Consider the following 17,789-nt stretch of genomic DNA (forward strand, 5'->3'; position numbering starts at 1 on the left):
GGGAGGACATTTAAAATGATCGAAATTAAAGTACCTGAGCTTGCAGAATCTATTTCAGAAGGAACTATTTCACAATGGCTTATCAACGTAGGCGACAAAGTTGAGAAAGGTGGCAGCGTTGTTGAGCTTGAGACTGACAAAGTCAATGTAGAAATCATTGCAGAGGATTCAGGTATTGTATCGAAGTTACTAGGCGAACCTGGAGATACAGTTGAAGTTGGCGCTACTATCGCAATTTTAGATGCAAACGGCGCAGCAGTTGCAGTAAGTACACCTGCTCCATTGGCTGAGCAACCAAAACAAGAAACTACTGAAGCACCGAAAGCAGCAGCTCCAAGTGCTGAACAAAATAAAGCGTTGCAAGGTTTACCAAATACAAATCGTCCTATCGCATCACCAGCTGCTCGCAAAATGGCTCGTGAATTAGGAATCGACTTAAACGACGTACGTAGCACAGATCCACTTGGACGTGTGAGACCACATGACGTACAAGCTCATGCTGCAGCGCCAAAAGAAGCACCAGCTGCTCCAAAACAAAGTCCGGCTCCAGTTGCAAAAACTGAATTTGAAAAACCAGTTGAGCGTGTGAAAATGTCCCGCCGCCGTCAAACAATTGCAAAACGTCTTGTAGAAGTTCAACAAACATCTGCAATGTTAACTACATTTAACGAAGTTGATATGAGTGCAATCATGGAATTACGTAAAGAACGCAAAGATGCTTTCGAGAAAAAACATGATGTACGTCTTGGCTTTATGTCATTCTTCACAAAAGCAGTTGTTGCAGCATTAAAACAATTCCCATTATTAAATGCTGAAATTCAAGGCGATGAGCTTATCATTAAAAAATTCTATGATATCGGTATTGCAGTAGCAGCTCCAGATGGATTAGTTGTTCCAGTTGTACGCGATGCTAACCAATTGAACTTCGCTGAAATTGAAAGCGAGATTCGTAATTTAGGTCTGAAAGCACGTGATAATAAACTTTCATTAAAAGAGCTACAAGGTGGTACGTTTACGATTACAAACGGTGGTGTATTCGGTTCTCTAATGTCTACACCAATCCTAAATAGCCCACAAGTAGGTATTCTAGGGATGCATAAAATCCAAGTACGTCCAGTTGCAATTGATGCAGAGCGTATGGAAAACCGCCCAATGATGTACCTTGCACTATCTTACGATCACCGTATTGTTGATGGTAAAGAAGCAGTTAGCTTCCTTGTTGCTGTTAAAGATATGCTTGAAGATCCAAAATCATTATTATTAGAAGGTTGATAGATTATTAATCTATTAAAGGCTGTAGAATGAATCATTCTACAGCTTTTTTTATTATATTCATACGGGACAAATCACACTACATAGACTAATAATGTATGCCTAAAGCGTAAGGGGGATAAACATGAATAACCTTCCAGTTCATGCAAAACTTAAAGCAAATAAGGATACTTTCTTCCTCCCCGATTCAAACGGGGGTGTTTACTTTCGAAATAACTCCAGTTCATTCCGTATGGATGGTGATGGAATTTATGACTGGATTGAGAAATTAATGCCTATGTTTAACGGTAATCATTCTTTGACAGAAATAACCGATGGTCTCCCTCTCCCCTATCAAAATCGTGTGTTTGAAATTGGAGAGATTTTATATGAAAATGGTTTCGTTCGTGATGTAAGCCAAGATGCTCCCCACGAATTAAACAGTGCATTACTCGACAGATATGCTTCGCAAATTGAATTTTTAGAAGCTGATTCCCATTCAGGCGCTTTAAAATTCGAAACGTACCGCGCAGCAAATGTGCTTATAATTGGTTCTGGCGATATGCTTACTTCCCTAGTTTCTTCTTTATTAGAATCTGGTTTACCTACATTTCATTATCTTGTTACAGATCGTGCTGAAACAAACTACGATCGAATTCATGAATTAAGCGAACGTGCATATGCAAATGATGACAATGTACTTATTCAAGAAATAGATAGTACAATTGATCGCCCTTTGCATGAAGTATTCGAGCCTTTCGACTGGATTTTATACGTTTCCCAAAATGGAGATATTGAAAGTTTAAGAGCAATCCATACTATTTGTAGAGAGTTTAGGAAAAATTTCATACCAGCTATTTGCTTATCAAGAATTGGTTTAGCTGGACCCGTCGTAACCGCAGACCGTGAAGAATGTTGGGAATCAGCTTGGCATCGTCTACACGAAACTACTTTACAAAGTGAAAATCCACCTGAACCTTTCTCACCAATTGCATCTGCAATGTTAGCAAATGTTATCGTTTTTGAGTTATTTAAACATGTCGCTGAAGGTTCACACAGGCAGCATAATCCTCAATTCTTTTTATTAAACTTGGAAACACTTGAAGGAAAGTGGCACCCTTTCATGAAACATCTTCTCGCAACCGATGAAATCTTTACAATTGACACAGTGCAAAATCTTCAAGAAAACCTTACCCATCGTTCCGGACAATATACTTCAACTGAACTTTTTCGTTTTTTTGATACGTTAACTTCTAAAGAAGCTGGCATATTCCACATGTGGGATGAACAAAATTTACACCAGTTGCCGTTATCACAGTGCTATATTCAAGTTGCAAATCCATTATCAGATGGACCTACCTCTCCCCTTCCTACTATAACTTGCGGTGGATTAACTCATAATGAAGCACGCCGCGAAGCTGGTTTAACAGGAGTTGAAACATATGTAGCTGAAATGATTCATCGTCTTATCCCCGAACATACTGATATCGGTATTGGTGCTGGGGAAACGATGACAGAAGGTGTATACCGAGCACTACAAAAACATTTAAATAATAAGTTATGTGAACGCCAATCACATATGCTAGAAGAGATTACAGAGCTTGATTTAACCGAAATTCATGATAAACATTGTAGGTTTTATTACGATGCTCTCTCTACAATTCATGAAATACCTAAAGTAGGAATGAGTGAGGAGTTACTTGGTTTTCCTGTCGTTTGGATCGGTATAAATGATAGATGGTATGGTGCGGCAAATATTAATATAACACTCGCGTTAAGAAATGCCCTGCAACAAGCACTCCTTCATATTCAAAATGAAGAGGTTCCTTATAAAGCTAATATGTTACCGGAATCATCCATTGTTTTATATAGTACGGATTCTGTTAGAGTAGCAATACAAGAAGAGGAAGAAATTCCAGGCGTACAGTCTTTACAAGTTGCTTTGCAAAATTTAACGGAAAACAACTTGTATCCATTTGTTTTTGATTTAGCTATTGAGTCATTTTTAAGAGACAACTTAGACGGTGTATATGGGGTATTAATTGCAAAGGAGGATGACCAATGACTCAAAACATACTACTTATAGGAGATGGCCTACTCACAGACTATGTACATGAGCAATTGGGTAAGCAATATTCACTCATCCGCCAGCATACAATTACAGAAATTCTCCCTGAAAACATTCATCTTGCTCTCGTCTTACATGACGGATCTCCTTCTTCCGTACATCATGATGCTGAGCTTATCTTTCGCTCAAATCATATCCCGTGGCTTCGTGCGTTTACTTCGTTTGGTGAAGGTATTATCGGTCCTTACGTGAAGCCTCTTACAGCTGGATGTTCCCACTGCGCTGATGGACGCCGGTTTATAGCTGGCTTTGATCAAAAAGAAATGTGGGAACTACAACGGAAATATGCATTAAAAGCAGAGAACGTGACGAGGCGTGATGTACGCGCCACCCAAAATGGAATGTTACAAATGTGCCAGCTCATTCATGCTGAAACAGAGAAGATATTAGCTAACAAACATTCTTCTATAGACAATGAACTCATTTTACTGGACTTACAAACGTTACAATGTACCCGGCATTCGTTTCTTCCAGACCCTCTCTGTCCGGTATGCAGCAATTTGTCTGACGATACAGCAGATGCAGCGCAAATTTCTTTACAACCAAGTTTGAAAACGAGTACTGAAACGTATCGCTGTCGTTCCATTCATCAGCTAAACACATTTTTAACGAGAGACTATTTAGATTACCGGACTGGTATTTTAAACGGCAAAATGCAACATTCTTTATTACCGTTTTCTGATGTTATTATAAACATGCCATTAATGTTCGGAAATGAAGGTGTCGCGGGCCGAACTCATTCATTCGCACTTAGTGAAGCAACCGCTATTTTAGAAGGATTAGAACGATATTGCGGTATGTCGCCTCGTGGGAAAAAGTCAAATGTGCATGGTAGTTTTCATGAACTAGAGCATATTGCACTGAATCCCCTCACACTCGGCGTACATACAACTGAACACTACAATCGTGATACTTTTCCATTTAAGCCGTTTGATCCTGATTATGAGCAAAACTGGGTATGGGGATACTCTTTATCACAAAGCCAGCCACTTTTAGTTCCAGAATCAATTGCTTATTATAGCCTTGGTCAACGAGATGCATTCGTGTATGAAACATCAAATGGATGTGCAATTGGTGGTAGTTTAGAAGAAGCAATTTTTCACGGCATTTTAGAAATTGTAGAGCGTGACGCCTTTTTGATCACTTGGTATGCCGAATTACCTCTTCCCCGCCTTGATCTTAGTTCAGCAAATGATACGGAATTACAACTAATGATCCAGCGGTTACACACGATTACCGGATATGAATTACATGCTTTTAACGCGACGATGGAACACGGCATCCCGAGCCTATGGGTCATTGCAAAAAATACGCGTGAAAATGGAATGAACGTTGTTTGTGCAGGAGGCTCTCATTTAGACCCAATCCGAGCTCTAAAGAGTGCAATTCACGAAATAGCGGGCATGTTACTTATAACAGACGAAGAGCTCGATCAAAAAAGAGAGTATTACGAAAACTGCTTACACGACCCTTACCTCGTTAATAAAATGGAAGATCATAGTATGTTGTACGGATTGAAAGAAGCGGAAGAACGTCTTCACTTCCTTTTACGTGAAGATGCTCCGGTGCAAACATTCCAAGAAATGAAGGTATTACAATCATTTGATATGGATTTAACATCTGATCTTCACCAGCTTTTAAACAGGTTACATCAATCTGGACTTGAAGTAATTGTTGTAGATCAAACAGTCCCCCTTATAGAAAAGAACAGCTTACATTGTGTAAAAGTAATAATTCCAGGCATGTTACCGATGACGTTCGGTCACCATCTCACTCGGGTTACAGGACTAGATAGAGTGTATACCGTACCGATGACACTTGGATATAGGGCTGAGCCTTTAACGAATGAAAGTTTAAATCCACATCCGCATCCGTTTCCATAATTCATAGCGAGGGGGAAATTTGATGCAACTAGATACTTTTTTACATCATCTCCATTTTTCTATTAGTGAAATTATGTCGTCCGATAAAGAGATTGATTGGGAAGACGCACCACTTCCTTATAAATTATATCGAAATTTGCCATTCATCCCTCTCTCTTTAGAAATACCATTAACTTTGCGGAATCCTTCTACTAAACCTAACTTAGAGGAAATCGGTCATTATCTTTGGTACTCATTTGGTTTAACACAATTCTGTCAGCCTACTACTAACCTAGAAAATAATAAAACAACAACTCTATTTCGAAGATTCATCCCATCTGGGGGTGCTTTATATCCAAATGAATTATATATGTATTTAAAAATTGATCATTATCCAGACGGCATTTACCATTACGACGCCGCGCACCAACGTCTTATCTTACTTCGTGAAGGAAATTTTGATTCTTATCTTACAGAAGCACTCGGCAATCGTTGCAACATACATTCTTGTTTTGGCGCTGCATTCGTATCCACTATGTTTTGGAAAAACTTCTTTAAATACAATAACTTTTCGTATCGTCTGCAAGGGTTAGATAGTGGTGTTCTAATCGGTCAATTGCTTGAATGCGCAAAACAATTCGGTTATACAAATGGTGTATATTTTCAGTTTCTAGACCGGGCAATGAATCATTTACTTGGACTGTCAGAAGGTGAAGAAAGTGTGTATGCTGTTATTCCTTTAAGTACAGAACCAAGTGCAGATTGGTTTCACGACGATCATCGTGAAAATAAAACAGTTACTTCTCATAACTTACTGCAGCAACTCCCACCATTAGCACATGAGCATTTCATTCGTTCAACACATGTAGATGAATATCCGATGATAAAAAAAATAAACGCGGCATCTATGATCGAATCCACCGAATACTTTCAAACGTTAACACAAGAAGACCGACAACAATACAGTCCACACGCTGTACAGCTACCTAAAGTAGAACGTTTATCATATGATTTCTTACATCTTTGTAAAAAACGATATTCACCTGATGCTGACTTTACTTTAACAAAATTGGATACTCTTTCACTTGCTACTTTACTACAAGAAGCGAGCCTCGCATTCCCTTATTACAACGATCTTGATGGCAAGTATGTAAATGAAAACGTACGAGTCTCACTATATGGATGTTTTTATAACGTAAAAGACATAGAAAACGGAGCTTACGCTTATAACAGTAGGACACATTCCATACAGCCACTTCGGCACGGAGACCTTCGTTATTCTCTGCAGTCCAGTATGACGATGGATAACGTAAACCTTTTTCAAGTACCACTTTGTCTACATGTAATCGGAAATAAAGATTACTATAAAAATAAATTAGGCTATAGAGGATACCGCATTCACCAAATGGAAACTGGTATACTCGTTCATAAACTTGTTTTAGCTGCGACCGCTATGGGAATGGGGGGGCATCCTTTACTTAGTTTTGATACAAATTCATGCGATCAATTGTACGGGATTGATGCCGGAAATGAAACTTCACTCATTCAAATTCCGGTTGGGGCGTATCGAGCGCGGAATTGGCTAAAAGGGTCCTTGCATAATTAGAAGCACGCCGGTAGACGGCGTGCTTTTTTTAGAGGTGTTAAATTATAAAAAGCGAAATGAGTATATATTCTTACATAAAAGGAGCGTTTAAATTGGGCATTTTACAACGTTTAATCAAACAAGCGAAAAATCCTCGCGGGACAATTGGTTCCTCTATGCTTTGCATTATGAATGCTGCGCATACGAAGCTAACAAATTGGGGATTACAAAAAATACATATACGTGAAGATGCAGTTATTTTAGATATCGGTTGCGGAGGTGGGAAAACAATACATAGCCTTTCAAGACTAACTCCCCATGGAAAAATATACGGCATTGACTATTCAGAACAGGCTGTTGAAAACTCAAAGAAAGCAAATATGAAGGATGTCAAAGCAGCGAAAGTAATTATTCATCAAGCAAGCGTCTCCTCTATTCCATATCATCCGGACTTCTTTGATCTCATTACCGCTTTTCAAACCCACTACTTTTGGCCTGATGTTGGGAATGATATGAAAGAAGTATTTCGCGTCTTAAAACCGAATGGATCCTTTTTATTAGTGGCTGAAACTTTCAAAATTCAATATCATATGGATAAATTTAAGACGACCGAAGAATTAGTAAACCTCTTTTATAAGACGGGATTTACAAGCGTGAAATGGTACGAAGAAAGAGGGTGCCTTTGCGTAATAGGAAATAAGTAAAAAAGCAGACCCTTCAGGGTCTGCTTTTTTACTAGATTAATTTAAAAATACTCTTAATTTGTCTTGCAAATAACCAATTTTTCGTACCGTAGTTATCATTCAGACTATCTAAACTGATAGATTGTCCGTTAGCAAACTTTAATTCTAACGTTGTATTTTTGTCATTTGTTTTTAAGTTACTATTTGTAATATCATCATACTTTAATTTCTCAATCTCAATATACTCTTCCTTCTCTTCTCCGATAACGACGTGATCTTGGAAGAAGAAGAATACTTCTACTTTCTTACCGAAACAAAATACGTTTTTCGTATAAATTAATGTCGCGTTATCAAGTCCGACACATACTTCTTTCATCTCTTCAACAACGTTTCCTAAGTCTTCTTCGTTTCTTGCATTTGATTCAGCAATCCATTCTTCGATTGTATTCATGTTAATTGCCATACTGTGCCCCCTGGTTCGTTCATTGCTTTATTAAAAAATAAATACTATATGACAATATAAGCGATACGTACTATGTTTTCAAGAGCGAACGGCATATTCAAAATAAAGTTAAATTTCAAAGTAATATATCAGGGGCACCTATTTCATTATATTTTAAACGTCTGAACGAGGCATTCTTCACCATCAATTAGCTGTTTTCGTTCATCAAATTCAATGTTTAGCTCTATATATACTTTCTTCCAAAAGGAAACAGCTGGTACATTTTTTATAAGTTCAATAACGAAATATTTGCCCCGTTTCTCTTTTAGTAAGTTTTCAATAACTTGTTTACCGATTCCTTTTCCCTTGTATTGATTTAATATGAAAATATCATTAATGCCAAAGTCGTTTTCTTTCTTCAAAAATGGACGTTCCAATAGTAATAAAAATCCTACAATACTATTATCAACTTTTATAAAATACGGAGTGATTCCATCATTTTCCCAAAACATATGCAAATCTTCGTATTCAAAAAAACCATCCGCTCCAATAGTTATAGTAGTAGTGAACTTAGAGAGGTCATGAAGATATAGTGAATATAAATTACGTAAAATCATTTTTTCTGATTCTTGAACTTTTTGAAGTGCCACAACCATTTTTTAAGATCCCCTTCCTTATATGTAACCCTTTCCCCCATCTTTATTATTCGATTAAAAAGATTACTCCCCTTTAACGAAAAAATAGCACTTAAAAAAGTGCTATTCCGCTCTCCTTGCCGCTTGTTGAATTGGATCCCAAACGCTGTTATATGGTGGTGCGTAACTTAAATCAACATCTTCTAAATCGTGAATGCTCATTTTATTGAAAAGTGCCATCGCAATAACATCAATACGTTTATCTACGCCCTCTTCTCCAATTACTTGTCCACCTAATAATTGTTTCGTATCGGCGTGATATAGTAATTTCAAGTGAAGTGGTGAAGCACTCGGGTAATAGCCCGCCATATTTGTTGAATCTACTTTGACCGTCTTATACGAGATGTTTAGCCCTTTCGCTTCTTTTTCATTTAAGCCTGTTCTTGCGAGCGTCAGGTTCATAAATTTAATAATGCCTGTACCTAACGTACCTTTGAATGCTCTTCGTTTACCAACCATATTAAGTCCGGCAAGTCGCCCTTGTTTATTCGCAGTCGTTCCGAGCGGGATATGATCATGAATTTCCTTTATAACATGGTAATGTGTTGCACAATCACCAGCAGCATATACGTCTTGCACATTCGTTTGCATATATGCATTTACCTCAATTGCCCTTTTATGATTTGTACGTATATTTGTTCCTTCAAGAAAATCGGTATTTGGCTTCACTCCAACAGATACTAAAATAAGATCTGTTTTATACGTACCTTTATCCGTCTCCAGTTGTTCTACTCTTGCTTTTCCTTTAAACGCTTTTACATTCTCATTTGTTAAAATTTCAATATTATGTTTGTCTGCTTCTTTATGTATATATTCCGCCATATCGGCATCATAAATTGTGCCAATGTGATCGTTTCGCTCAACCATTCTTACTTTCTTACCAAGTTCGACGAATGTTTCTGCCATCTCTAGACCAATCGCACCACCGCCAATAATCGTTACGTGCTCAACGCTATTTGTTTGTAGTGTGTCTACTATACGCTCAGCATCCGGAATTGTTTTTAAAAGATGAACACCTTGTAAATCTTTACCTTCCCAATCCGGCATAACAGGGCGTACACCAGTCGCAATTAATAAACGGTCATATGAAAATTCAAATACATCTTTCGTCTTCGTATGTACTGCATATACAATTTTCTTTTCAGTATCTACTTTCGTTACTTCATGACGCACTTTCGCATCAATTCCATATTTATCACGAAACGTCTTTACATCGCGTGCAATTAACTTTTCAGTAGAGGCGATAACACCACTAATCACATACGGTAATCCGCACTGAGCGTATGAATAGATTTCACCTTTTTCTAACGTTACAACATTTGCAGTTTCATCGTTTCTAACAATTTGCATTGCTGCACTCATACCTGCTGCATCTCCGCCAATAATGACATAGTTCACTTTACCACTCCTTCTTTTTTACATACTCTTTACGATTTCCATATTTTATAGAAATAACACCTACTTCCATTGTAAAGAAAGAATATTTCATCTACAAATTTGGCGCACAAAACTATGCGTGAATAGGTAACCGTCGTGCCTTATAGCCAACATGTTTAATATGCTATAACAGTTATAATTGAAAGTAGGTGAAATACACATGTGCGCAGGCCTTCTCGCCCAGCTTCCAGAGGAACCGCAAGAACCGAAAGCCGCCATGTCGCTTGACCAAGAATTTTCCATTAACGCAACACTTTATAGTGCTCGCGCTTGGCTATCTAATGATGAGACTTTCGCACAAACTATTTGGAAAGGCTCTCGCTTCGCTTCAGCATCACACGCTGGCAAGTCCATCTTACCAATCGGTACTGTTAAAATTTTGAACTTATCTGATGATACAATAACAGTTACTGCATCATCAGAATCAGATGATGCCCTCAAAATAGTCGTACCGCCTCGTTCTGAAGGTGTTTTAACATCTAGTGCATTATCTGATGTGCAAGCAAGTACCTCAGGAGGAGCAAGTAAAGTCACATTCCTCTTTCACATCTTTTTCTCAAGGGATCCTGGTCCAGCTAAAAAACCATAGAAAAGGTACAGTAATATACACTGTACCTTTTTCATGCACTCTATTCTCTTGATTTGATCAGTTCAACATTATAAGATTCAATATTAGTTAACACTCCTGTAAAATACGGATTTTCTCTGTACCAAGACTGTTTTGAAAAATACGCTTGCATATCTTTTGTTTGAAACATATGTCCATGCCTTGCGTATATTTCATTTCTAGCAATTTTCAACTGTTCTTTCGATAAATATGTTAAGTCCGCACTCGTTAATTTTCGAATATCACTATCAGGGAAGATGAAACCATTATATACATAATAAGTCATAGGCGGCGGAGTAACATTGTAAACAACTGTTTTTTCTACACTTTTCTTTTGAAATGGAAGATTATAAGCCGAAAGTGCCGTTACCGTTTCTACCTTTGTCGTTTCCCTTCCGTTTTCTCCATTTCGTTCTAAATAAATCGCCACACTTCCATCAGTCGCTATCGGTCCCCACGTAATTTCTTCTCCGGTCAATGCTGTAACTGGCTTTTGATTCACATATAATGTTGCACCAGGCGCATTCGTTTGAACTGTAATATATTGCCCTTGCAGTGTTAAATCTATCGTTACATTATTTTGACTTTGTTTCATAAGTACAACCTTTTCCTCACGTGATAGTTTTACATAGTCATTTTTATATTCCGCTTGAAATACTTGAGTTCCTGGAAGAAACGGTCCATATTGCTTCTCAAACTTTTTATCATTTGTCTTATCAATTTCTTTCCCGTTCATTTTTAAAAATGTGCCTTTTTCATTTGAAAGCAAAGTCGTATAATACGTCTTCGCTTTCAATATATACCGATCAAATATAAAGAAATACTTCCCGTCTTTCGTTAAAGAAAAATCTGCTCTTTCAATTCCGTCCCCTTGTTTTTCACCTTGCCTCAAATATTCTTTCAATTCATTCACGTAAGATGGATTTTCTTTTATATATGAAAATAGAGGCGTTAAACTCTCTCTCGTTACAATAACGGCTGGATCATCTGCCGTGATGATCTCGGCTAATTTCTCCCCGTCCCTCTCTTGTAAAACAGTAATCATCCGGTCTACTTGTGCCGCCTGCTTATAATACGACGATCCATACAAATACAATCCAACAATCGCTATAACAAGTAGTGCTAAAAGTGTAATGCCGACTTTTGTACCGCCACTCATTTTCTTCTTTACTACAGGGTTCCCCCTCTTCGTCCCGCAATTTTGACAAAATTGCACACCGTCTTCAAAATGAATCCCACACTTTGTGCATACATTCATCCGTTCAACCACCTTTTCGTTAGAAGCCAGTTAATCCCTGTGTAAAGGTTTGAATTATCGTGTTAATGTAAGACCAAAACACAATAAACGTTGCAATTCCAATTAAAACATTTGCGATAAGAAGTGTGTAAACAGGATCTAATCCACCGCTATCTAGTTTTAATATAGCTACAATTATACTAATCCCTATATATGTTGTAGCTATCCATAGTAATATTGGTAAGAAAAAGATTAATAAGAAACTAAAAAGAAAAGAAAGGACTAATATAGAAATAGCCGGAGTCGCTATCGTCCCCCATATACCGAATGCTTCAAGAAAAGAAAAAGATGATTTCATCATCTTACCACTTACAAAAATAATAAATCCGACAAATAAAGTTAAAATTAATAAAAAGAAAAAGACCATTACAGACTCCCCAAAGAAAGTAGGAGTAGTTATATCTGGCACTAATGTCCTCGTAACAGTCGCCGCTGTGCTCATCATTCTATAAAAAATACATGCTCCTAAAAAGCAAATAAGAACAAGACTTACAATTCCATTTCGCACTTCAACATTTCCACTCTTCATAATGGCCGATGGTGATTTAAAAGCATTTTTAAAGAACTGAAAATAGCCACTTGCAAATCTCTTGGCTTGTTCTACCGTTTCATTCGGACGAGTTTCCTTTACTTGTGCCGCGCGCGCTTGTTGCTGCCCTTCTTCCTGCCCACCACTCGCTACCACTTCTTCCGTTAACGAATGTCCACAATTCCCGCAAAACTTTGCTTCCGCTGCATTCTCTGTATTACATGCCGGACATTTCATTCTCTCATCCCTCCTTAAGCATATACCTGATAGGGTGTTACAAATTCAATATATGACTTTGTACATAAAACATGACTACAAGAAAAAGAATATGAAATCCTTCTTTTAAACGAAACTATGTATGCTAGTAATATAGAAAAATAATGTTATTATGAAACAGAGCAAATAAAGTGAAACTTTAAAAAGATTGGATGAAGATAGTGGAATTTGTAAACTCGATTTTTCAAACACTCCTTACAAGTGTGATCCAATTATTTTCTTTAATTGGTGTCATCATTGTAATTGGATTTATATTAGGTTATTTAGAATCTCTCACACGAACGTATTGGTCGAGAGCTTTTGGTAGGAAAGGCTTTCTTTTAACTGCATGGATTGGTGTTCCTATTCATGAACTTGGACATGCAATTATGTGTGTATTATTTCGTCATAAAATTGTAGCAACGCAGTTCTTCCCGACAGATACAAGCCAGGGGGCTTTAGGTTACGTACAACATCAATACAATCAAAAAAGTATATATCAACGAATCGGTAATTTCTTTATCGGCATCGGTCCTATTATTTCTGGTATTACGGCCTTAATACTTTTAATGCGCTATTTCGTACCAGAGTCATATTCTTTATTTAATACGACTCTCGAAACAACGATTGCATCGACTTCTATTAACTTAGACATGATCCAAAACATGTTTTTATCAACATTCTTTTTATTAAAAAGTCTATTTACAATGGGCAATTTATTGACTCCTTCATTTTGGTTATTTTTATTTATCGCCATTTGTATTTCTGCACATATCGCTTTAAGTAAGCCAGACATTAAAGGATCAATAGACGGCATCATCGTCATGTTTATCGTATTATTTTTATTCAATATAATAGCGGGACTGTTTCAGTACGATAGTAACCAACTAATCGGCAAAGTTATGAAATATAATATGTATCTCATCGCGTTTTCTAGTGTGGCACTACTTTTCTCTTGTATTTCTACACTTATGAGTTTTGTGTTTTATAAAATAAGAGGAAGACGTTCGTTTTGAACGTCCTCTTTTATCTTTAGAAAATTATTTATCAGATTTAATAAGTTATTGAATCGGAATAGATGGTCCAATCACTTTTTTTTCTTTACCTGAATACGGTACAAGTGAATATTTTCCCACCGCTACATTAATTCCATCAAATCTACTAATAGAAATGCCGCCATCTTTATTCGATACAAATGCCTCTTTAAATGTATATGCTTCTCCAGATTCTGATTCGATTTTAAAATAAATATCTTCATTTTCACTTTGTGTCACATCATAATAAATCGTTGTGGAAATTGGCGTTGAAACTACTTTTTTAACAGTTACTTTATTGCCATCGTATAAAGCAATTGTTTCATTTAATTCAAACGTCTTCTTCTCTTTCATCAACTGAGATTGCAATACTTCAATATCAAATATCCATGGTTGCTCAATTACAGTATCCCTGTTGAATGTATCATACGTAATTTCGATTTGAAGTGCGTCAGTTTGTGGCATTTCACTTAACTCGATACCACCGTAGATTGTAAACATAGAATCATTTACTTCAATTGATTGTGCATCCTTTGTATTAGAAAAGTCACGCCCATTTATTCGTACCTGTGGAATTAAATATGTTTGATAATCAAATTTCACACCCTTCGCTGGCTCAAATGTTGAACTGATGAATAATTTATTGTCATCCACTAGTACCTCATTTAAAGTCAGTTTACCGTATTTATTTTCAGCAGTTTTCCCAATAGCGGTTTTATAGGGAGAATAGTCAAGTGGTTGCTGTTTATCAATATATTTTTCAATCAATCCCGCAATAAATGGCATATTTGCTAAAGATATTTGTCCGAGTGGCACTGCAATACTGAAAATTAGCATGCAAGCTGCTGCGACTCCGAACCATTTTTTTGTTTTTTTATTTTTGTGCAGCTTATTTTTCACACGTTTTTCCCACTGCTTTTCCTCTAGTTTGGTTAAGGGAGTCTCCTCAAACTCTGTGATGTCCAACTGAATATCATTTAACTCTTTATAAATAGACATGCCCTCACGCTCCATTTTTAAAAATAAAAATCTGTTTGAGCTTTTTTCGTCCGCGTGACAGTTTGTTATGGATCCATGATTCTTTCACGTTAAGATTGGAAGCAATTTCACGAGACGGTACACCTTCTAAATAATACTTTTCAAAAATGTTCCGCTCCGTCGCTGACAGCTCACTAAGCAATTCCTGTACATCTAAGAAATCATTTGATTTTCTTTGTTCTTGATACAGATGGTCATTAATCTCCGTACAGACAGTTTGTTGCTGATTTCTCGCATTTTTCCGCTGATAATCAATTGCTCGATATTTAGCAATGGCTGCTATCCATTGTTTAAACGTATTTTTACTTGGATCAAATGAATCGATATGAAACCAAATAGCTAATAATACATCATCTAGACATTCTTCATAATCTTGCTGATTACTATATACATATCGTTTAATAATAGCGCTGAGTAAACCTCCATATGTTTGGATAATGAACGTAATGCTCTTTTCATTACGTTGTTGAATTTGTTGCACAACATTTTCTTCTGTTATCTTCAAGCGTAGACCTCCTTGTACTGCTAATTGGTACCTACTTTCTAATACGAATGAAAATCAATTACTCTATCACTGCTTTTAATATTGCAAACATAATCTCACCATTCCATGCCATATACCTCGCTCACGATAAGAAGAGCTAGTTCATTTAGAACTAGCTCTTCTTATCACTTCTCCCTCTTATAATTACAATGCTCCACCGGAACACGAGCATGCCCTTCTTCATCGGTACACCATGACTGTGATTGGAATGCAAGAAAGATACCGATCCATTCTTCTTCCTTTTCAAAGTGAATGAGTATTCCACCATCTTGCCATATACCGTCATCACCTTGCCATTTCTCTACATTCCCTTGATTCATATGAATATCGTGTATACCGTTTCCAGGTGTAAAGTGGAAATACGAATCCGGAACCTTTTCTTCTGGTCCCCACCTTTCACCAAACGCGTAAATAATCGCTTTTTCCTCTATTGCTCGCTTTATATAGCGCTCTATCTTTTCATTTAAATCATTATCAACTCCTGCTTTTTCAGCAGGTAAAGGAATCATTTGCTTCGAATCAAATAAATTACCTCTTACATAATCTAAAGCCACTTTCGGCTCATTGTTTTTCACTTCCGTAAAACCGAACGGTAATGTCGGTAAAATATGAATCGCCTCTGATCGAATATTGTTACTCGCAAAATATAAAACTTCCGACGGATAGCTTTGCGATTTCACGTTAATTGCAATACGATAATTAACTCCTGCTTCGCCTTGTAAATGAACTTGATAATGAGGTGTTTTCCCTTTTCCAATCTTAGATTGTACAACTGTACCTTTTAACACACCGTAGTTTTTTAAGGGCATCTCTTTCATCTCCTATTCATTTAGTAGAAGCTTTTCATACTTAAGGCATTATCCATATAAAAAGAAAATCCTCCTTTGCCAGGAGGATTTTTTATTTTTTCAACATATACCAAAAAATCACCTCTACCACTACAAGCAACACCGCACCAGAAATCATTAACGTCGTTTTCTTTAATAGTTCGTTTTCACGATACGGAATATTACATAAATAAGCACCAAGTGTAATACGTGATGGACAAGCGATTGTCGCTACTGATGATGCGGTATTTTGAAGTGTTGTGACGTATTGCCACGGGAGCGCTACGTTTTGCGCTGTTTGCATTTGGAGTTTAATAAACATCGCATTTGATCCTGCGTTACTACCGGTTAAAAAGCCGCCGATACCGCCGATGAACGGAGCAACGAAAACGAAAAACGTACCGAATGTTTCACCAGCCGTTTTTGCAAGTAATGAATGCATGCCAGATGCCCCCATTAGCTCTGAAATTGCGATAAACATTGTCGTTGTAATCGCAAATGGAATCCATTGTTTTATCGTTTGCGAGATTGACTGTTTAATAATATTTGATGGAATGCGGAAGAAAATAATTGTAAATAAACAAGTCATAGCGAGCCAAAATCCTGGCGAATATAGTAGCTCTAGTTTGTAAGAATATGATTTCAAATCGAGAACTGCATATGACCTGAGCAGATCGTGTAATGCTGGAACGAGGCGAGAAAGTAAAATACAAACAGTTAAGAATATATAAGGGCTAATAATTTTTATAATAGATACTTCCCTCTCCATTGCCGCCGCATGTTCTGTTATAAGATTCCGCTCACTTTTCCCTTTTAATTTAATGATAAGAAATCCAAATGTAATTGTAACGATAGAACTTAATATACCTGCTAGTTCAACACTTACGTATGCGTTAGAAAGATAGATTCCGAGAGAAAATAATAGAAAGAATCCTACTCCTTCCTTCCACTTTTCAATCACGGCCTGCCAGCCGCCAACAACGTGTAAAGAAAGAATGACGAAATAAGCAAACATTGGAATACTTAATAGCGCTGTATTTGTGCCAAGTGTTGTGAGTGGCATATTTATAAGCTGTGAACCGATAATCGTACCAGTTGCCATTGCCCCCCATGAACTAGCTAGTAAACCGATAAATGAGAGCAGTACAGCTTGAAACGGTTTATAGCCTAATGAAAGAAAAATAGGTGCTGCAACCATGAAACCAATTCCGAATCCACTCACTGATTCAATAAGTGGGCAAATGCCAAAACACATAAGAAGCATTTGTAATAAACGATCATGCGTAACTTCTTCTAGAAAACGTGCTACTTGATCGATGTACCCCATTTTGTTCATGAGGTGAAATAAAAAAATACCGAAAAACAAAACGTACCCAACAATAAAACAAATTAACCAACCTTTAATCGTTGCGTGCACAGTTTCACTTATCCCTAATTGAAACGTTGGCGAGAGTAAAACGATTCCAACAGACACAACGTAAGCAATTAAAGAGGACCTTAATGACGTTTGTTTAAATAAAAACAAACAAATGAAAATCATCATAATTGGGATAAGTGCCAACAATATGGCCATGT

16 protein-coding genes are annotated in these 17,789 nt (G+C 37.1%); 7 read left to right on the forward strand and 9 right to left on the reverse strand.

All coding sequences use genetic code 11. The features are described from left to right. The first annotated feature begins 15 nt into the window (after positions 1-15). From odhB to QCI75_RS20590, 5 genes are all read left to right on the forward strand, one after another. Positions 16-1,272 carry a 2-oxoglutarate dehydrogenase complex dihydrolipoyllysine-residue succinyltransferase gene (gene odhB, locus QCI75_RS20570; RefSeq protein ID WP_144508431.1) on the forward strand — a complete coding sequence of 419 codons (1,257 nt, stop codon included), beginning with the start codon at positions 16-18 and terminating at the stop codon, positions 1,270-1,272. A gap of 124 nt (positions 1,273-1,396) precedes the next feature. Next, on the forward strand, positions 1,397-3,316 hold the full coding sequence (locus QCI75_RS20575; protein WP_144508432.1) for a putative thiazole-containing bacteriocin maturation protein: 1,920 nt from the start codon (positions 1,397-1,399) through the stop codon (positions 3,314-3,316). Next, positions 3,313-5,262, forward strand: a complete 1,950-nt coding sequence (locus tag QCI75_RS20580; protein WP_353761086.1) for a TOMM precursor leader peptide-binding protein — start codon at positions 3,313-3,315, stop codon at positions 5,260-5,262. Before QCI75_RS20575 ends, QCI75_RS20580 begins: the two co-directional genes overlap by 4 nt. A 22-nt stretch (positions 5,263-5,284) precedes the next feature. Then, on the forward strand, positions 5,285-6,847 hold the full coding sequence (locus QCI75_RS20585) for a SagB family peptide dehydrogenase (protein WP_353761087.1): 1,563 nt from the start codon (positions 5,285-5,287) through the stop codon (positions 6,845-6,847). A gap of 92 nt (positions 6,848-6,939) precedes the next feature. Continuing rightward, on the forward strand, positions 6,940-7,530 hold the full coding sequence (locus QCI75_RS20590) for a class I SAM-dependent methyltransferase (protein ID WP_144509091.1): 591 nt from the start codon (positions 6,940-6,942) through the stop codon (positions 7,528-7,530). Positions 7,531-7,561: 31 nt separating this feature from the next. On the opposite strand, the gene QCI75_RS20595 is transcribed toward QCI75_RS20590, so the two are convergent. From QCI75_RS20595 to QCI75_RS20605, 3 genes are all read right to left on the reverse strand, one after another. After that, positions 7,562-7,972 (reverse strand): DUF3908 family protein, encoded by a 411-nt coding sequence (locus QCI75_RS20595; RefSeq protein ID WP_353761088.1) that lies wholly within the window; start codon positions 7,970-7,972, stop codon positions 7,562-7,564. Between the two features lie 146 nt (positions 7,973-8,118). Further along, positions 8,119-8,607, reverse strand: a complete 489-nt coding sequence (locus tag QCI75_RS20600; protein WP_144507161.1) for a GNAT family N-acetyltransferase — start codon at positions 8,605-8,607, stop codon at positions 8,119-8,121. A gap of 102 nt (positions 8,608-8,709) precedes the next feature. Then, positions 8,710-10,044: an FAD-dependent oxidoreductase gene (locus QCI75_RS20605; protein ID WP_353761090.1), complete on the reverse strand. Its 1,335-nt coding sequence runs from the start codon at positions 10,042-10,044 to the stop codon at positions 8,710-8,712. A 199-nt stretch (positions 10,045-10,243) separates the two neighbouring features. On the opposite strand from QCI75_RS20605, the gene QCI75_RS20610 reads away from it, so the two are divergent. After that, positions 10,244-10,672 carry a hypothetical protein gene (locus tag QCI75_RS20610; protein WP_144507163.1) on the forward strand — a complete coding sequence of 143 codons (429 nt, stop codon included), beginning with the start codon at positions 10,244-10,246 and terminating at the stop codon, positions 10,670-10,672. Positions 10,673-10,712: 40 nt separating this feature from the next. On the opposite strand, the gene QCI75_RS20615 is transcribed toward QCI75_RS20610, so the two are convergent. Both QCI75_RS20615 and QCI75_RS20620 read right to left on the reverse strand, forming a co-directional pair. Further along, positions 10,713-11,948 carry a TcaA 3rd/4th domain-containing protein gene (locus QCI75_RS20615; protein ID WP_353761091.1) on the reverse strand — a complete coding sequence of 412 codons (1,236 nt, stop codon included), beginning with the start codon at positions 11,946-11,948 and terminating at the stop codon, positions 10,713-10,715. 19 nt (positions 11,949-11,967) lie between these two features. Then, positions 11,968-12,753 (reverse strand): zinc ribbon domain-containing protein, encoded by a 786-nt coding sequence (locus tag QCI75_RS20620; protein WP_144507165.1) that lies wholly within the window; start codon positions 12,751-12,753, stop codon positions 11,968-11,970. A 200-nt stretch (positions 12,754-12,953) separates the two neighbouring features. Here QCI75_RS20620 and QCI75_RS20625 point away from each other — a divergent pair, with 200 nt between their 5' ends. Then, the gene (locus QCI75_RS20625) at positions 12,954-13,787 is read left to right on the forward strand and encodes a hypothetical protein (RefSeq protein WP_144507166.1); all 834 of its coding nucleotides are present in this window, start codon (positions 12,954-12,956) and stop codon (positions 13,785-13,787) included. Between the two features lie 45 nt (positions 13,788-13,832). Here the strand turns inward: QCI75_RS20625 and QCI75_RS20630 are convergent, their stop codons facing one another. The 4 genes from QCI75_RS20630 to QCI75_RS20645 form a co-directional block, all read right to left on the reverse strand. Further along, positions 13,833-14,804: a DUF4179 domain-containing protein gene (locus QCI75_RS20630; protein WP_353761092.1), complete on the reverse strand. Its 972-nt coding sequence runs from the start codon at positions 14,802-14,804 to the stop codon at positions 13,833-13,835. Between the two features lie 4 nt (positions 14,805-14,808). Further along, entirely contained in the window at positions 14,809-15,348 is a 540-nt protein-coding gene (locus QCI75_RS20635; RefSeq protein ID WP_144507168.1) for a sigma-70 family RNA polymerase sigma factor, read from the reverse strand. Between the two features lie 164 nt (positions 15,349-15,512). Next, positions 15,513-16,196 carry a DUF2278 family protein gene (locus QCI75_RS20640; RefSeq protein ID WP_144507169.1) on the reverse strand — a complete coding sequence of 228 codons (684 nt, stop codon included), beginning with the start codon at positions 16,194-16,196 and terminating at the stop codon, positions 15,513-15,515. 91 nt (positions 16,197-16,287) lie between these two features. After that, positions 16,288-17,787: an L-lactate permease gene (locus tag QCI75_RS20645; protein WP_144507170.1), complete on the reverse strand. Its 1,500-nt coding sequence runs from the start codon at positions 17,785-17,787 to the stop codon at positions 16,288-16,290. Positions 17,788-17,789 lie beyond the last annotated feature (2 nt).

Source organism: Bacillus cereus group sp. RP43, from assembly GCF_040459645.1.
GTDB lineage: Bacteria > Bacillota > Bacilli > Bacillales > Bacillaceae_G > Bacillus_A > Bacillus_A mycoides_C.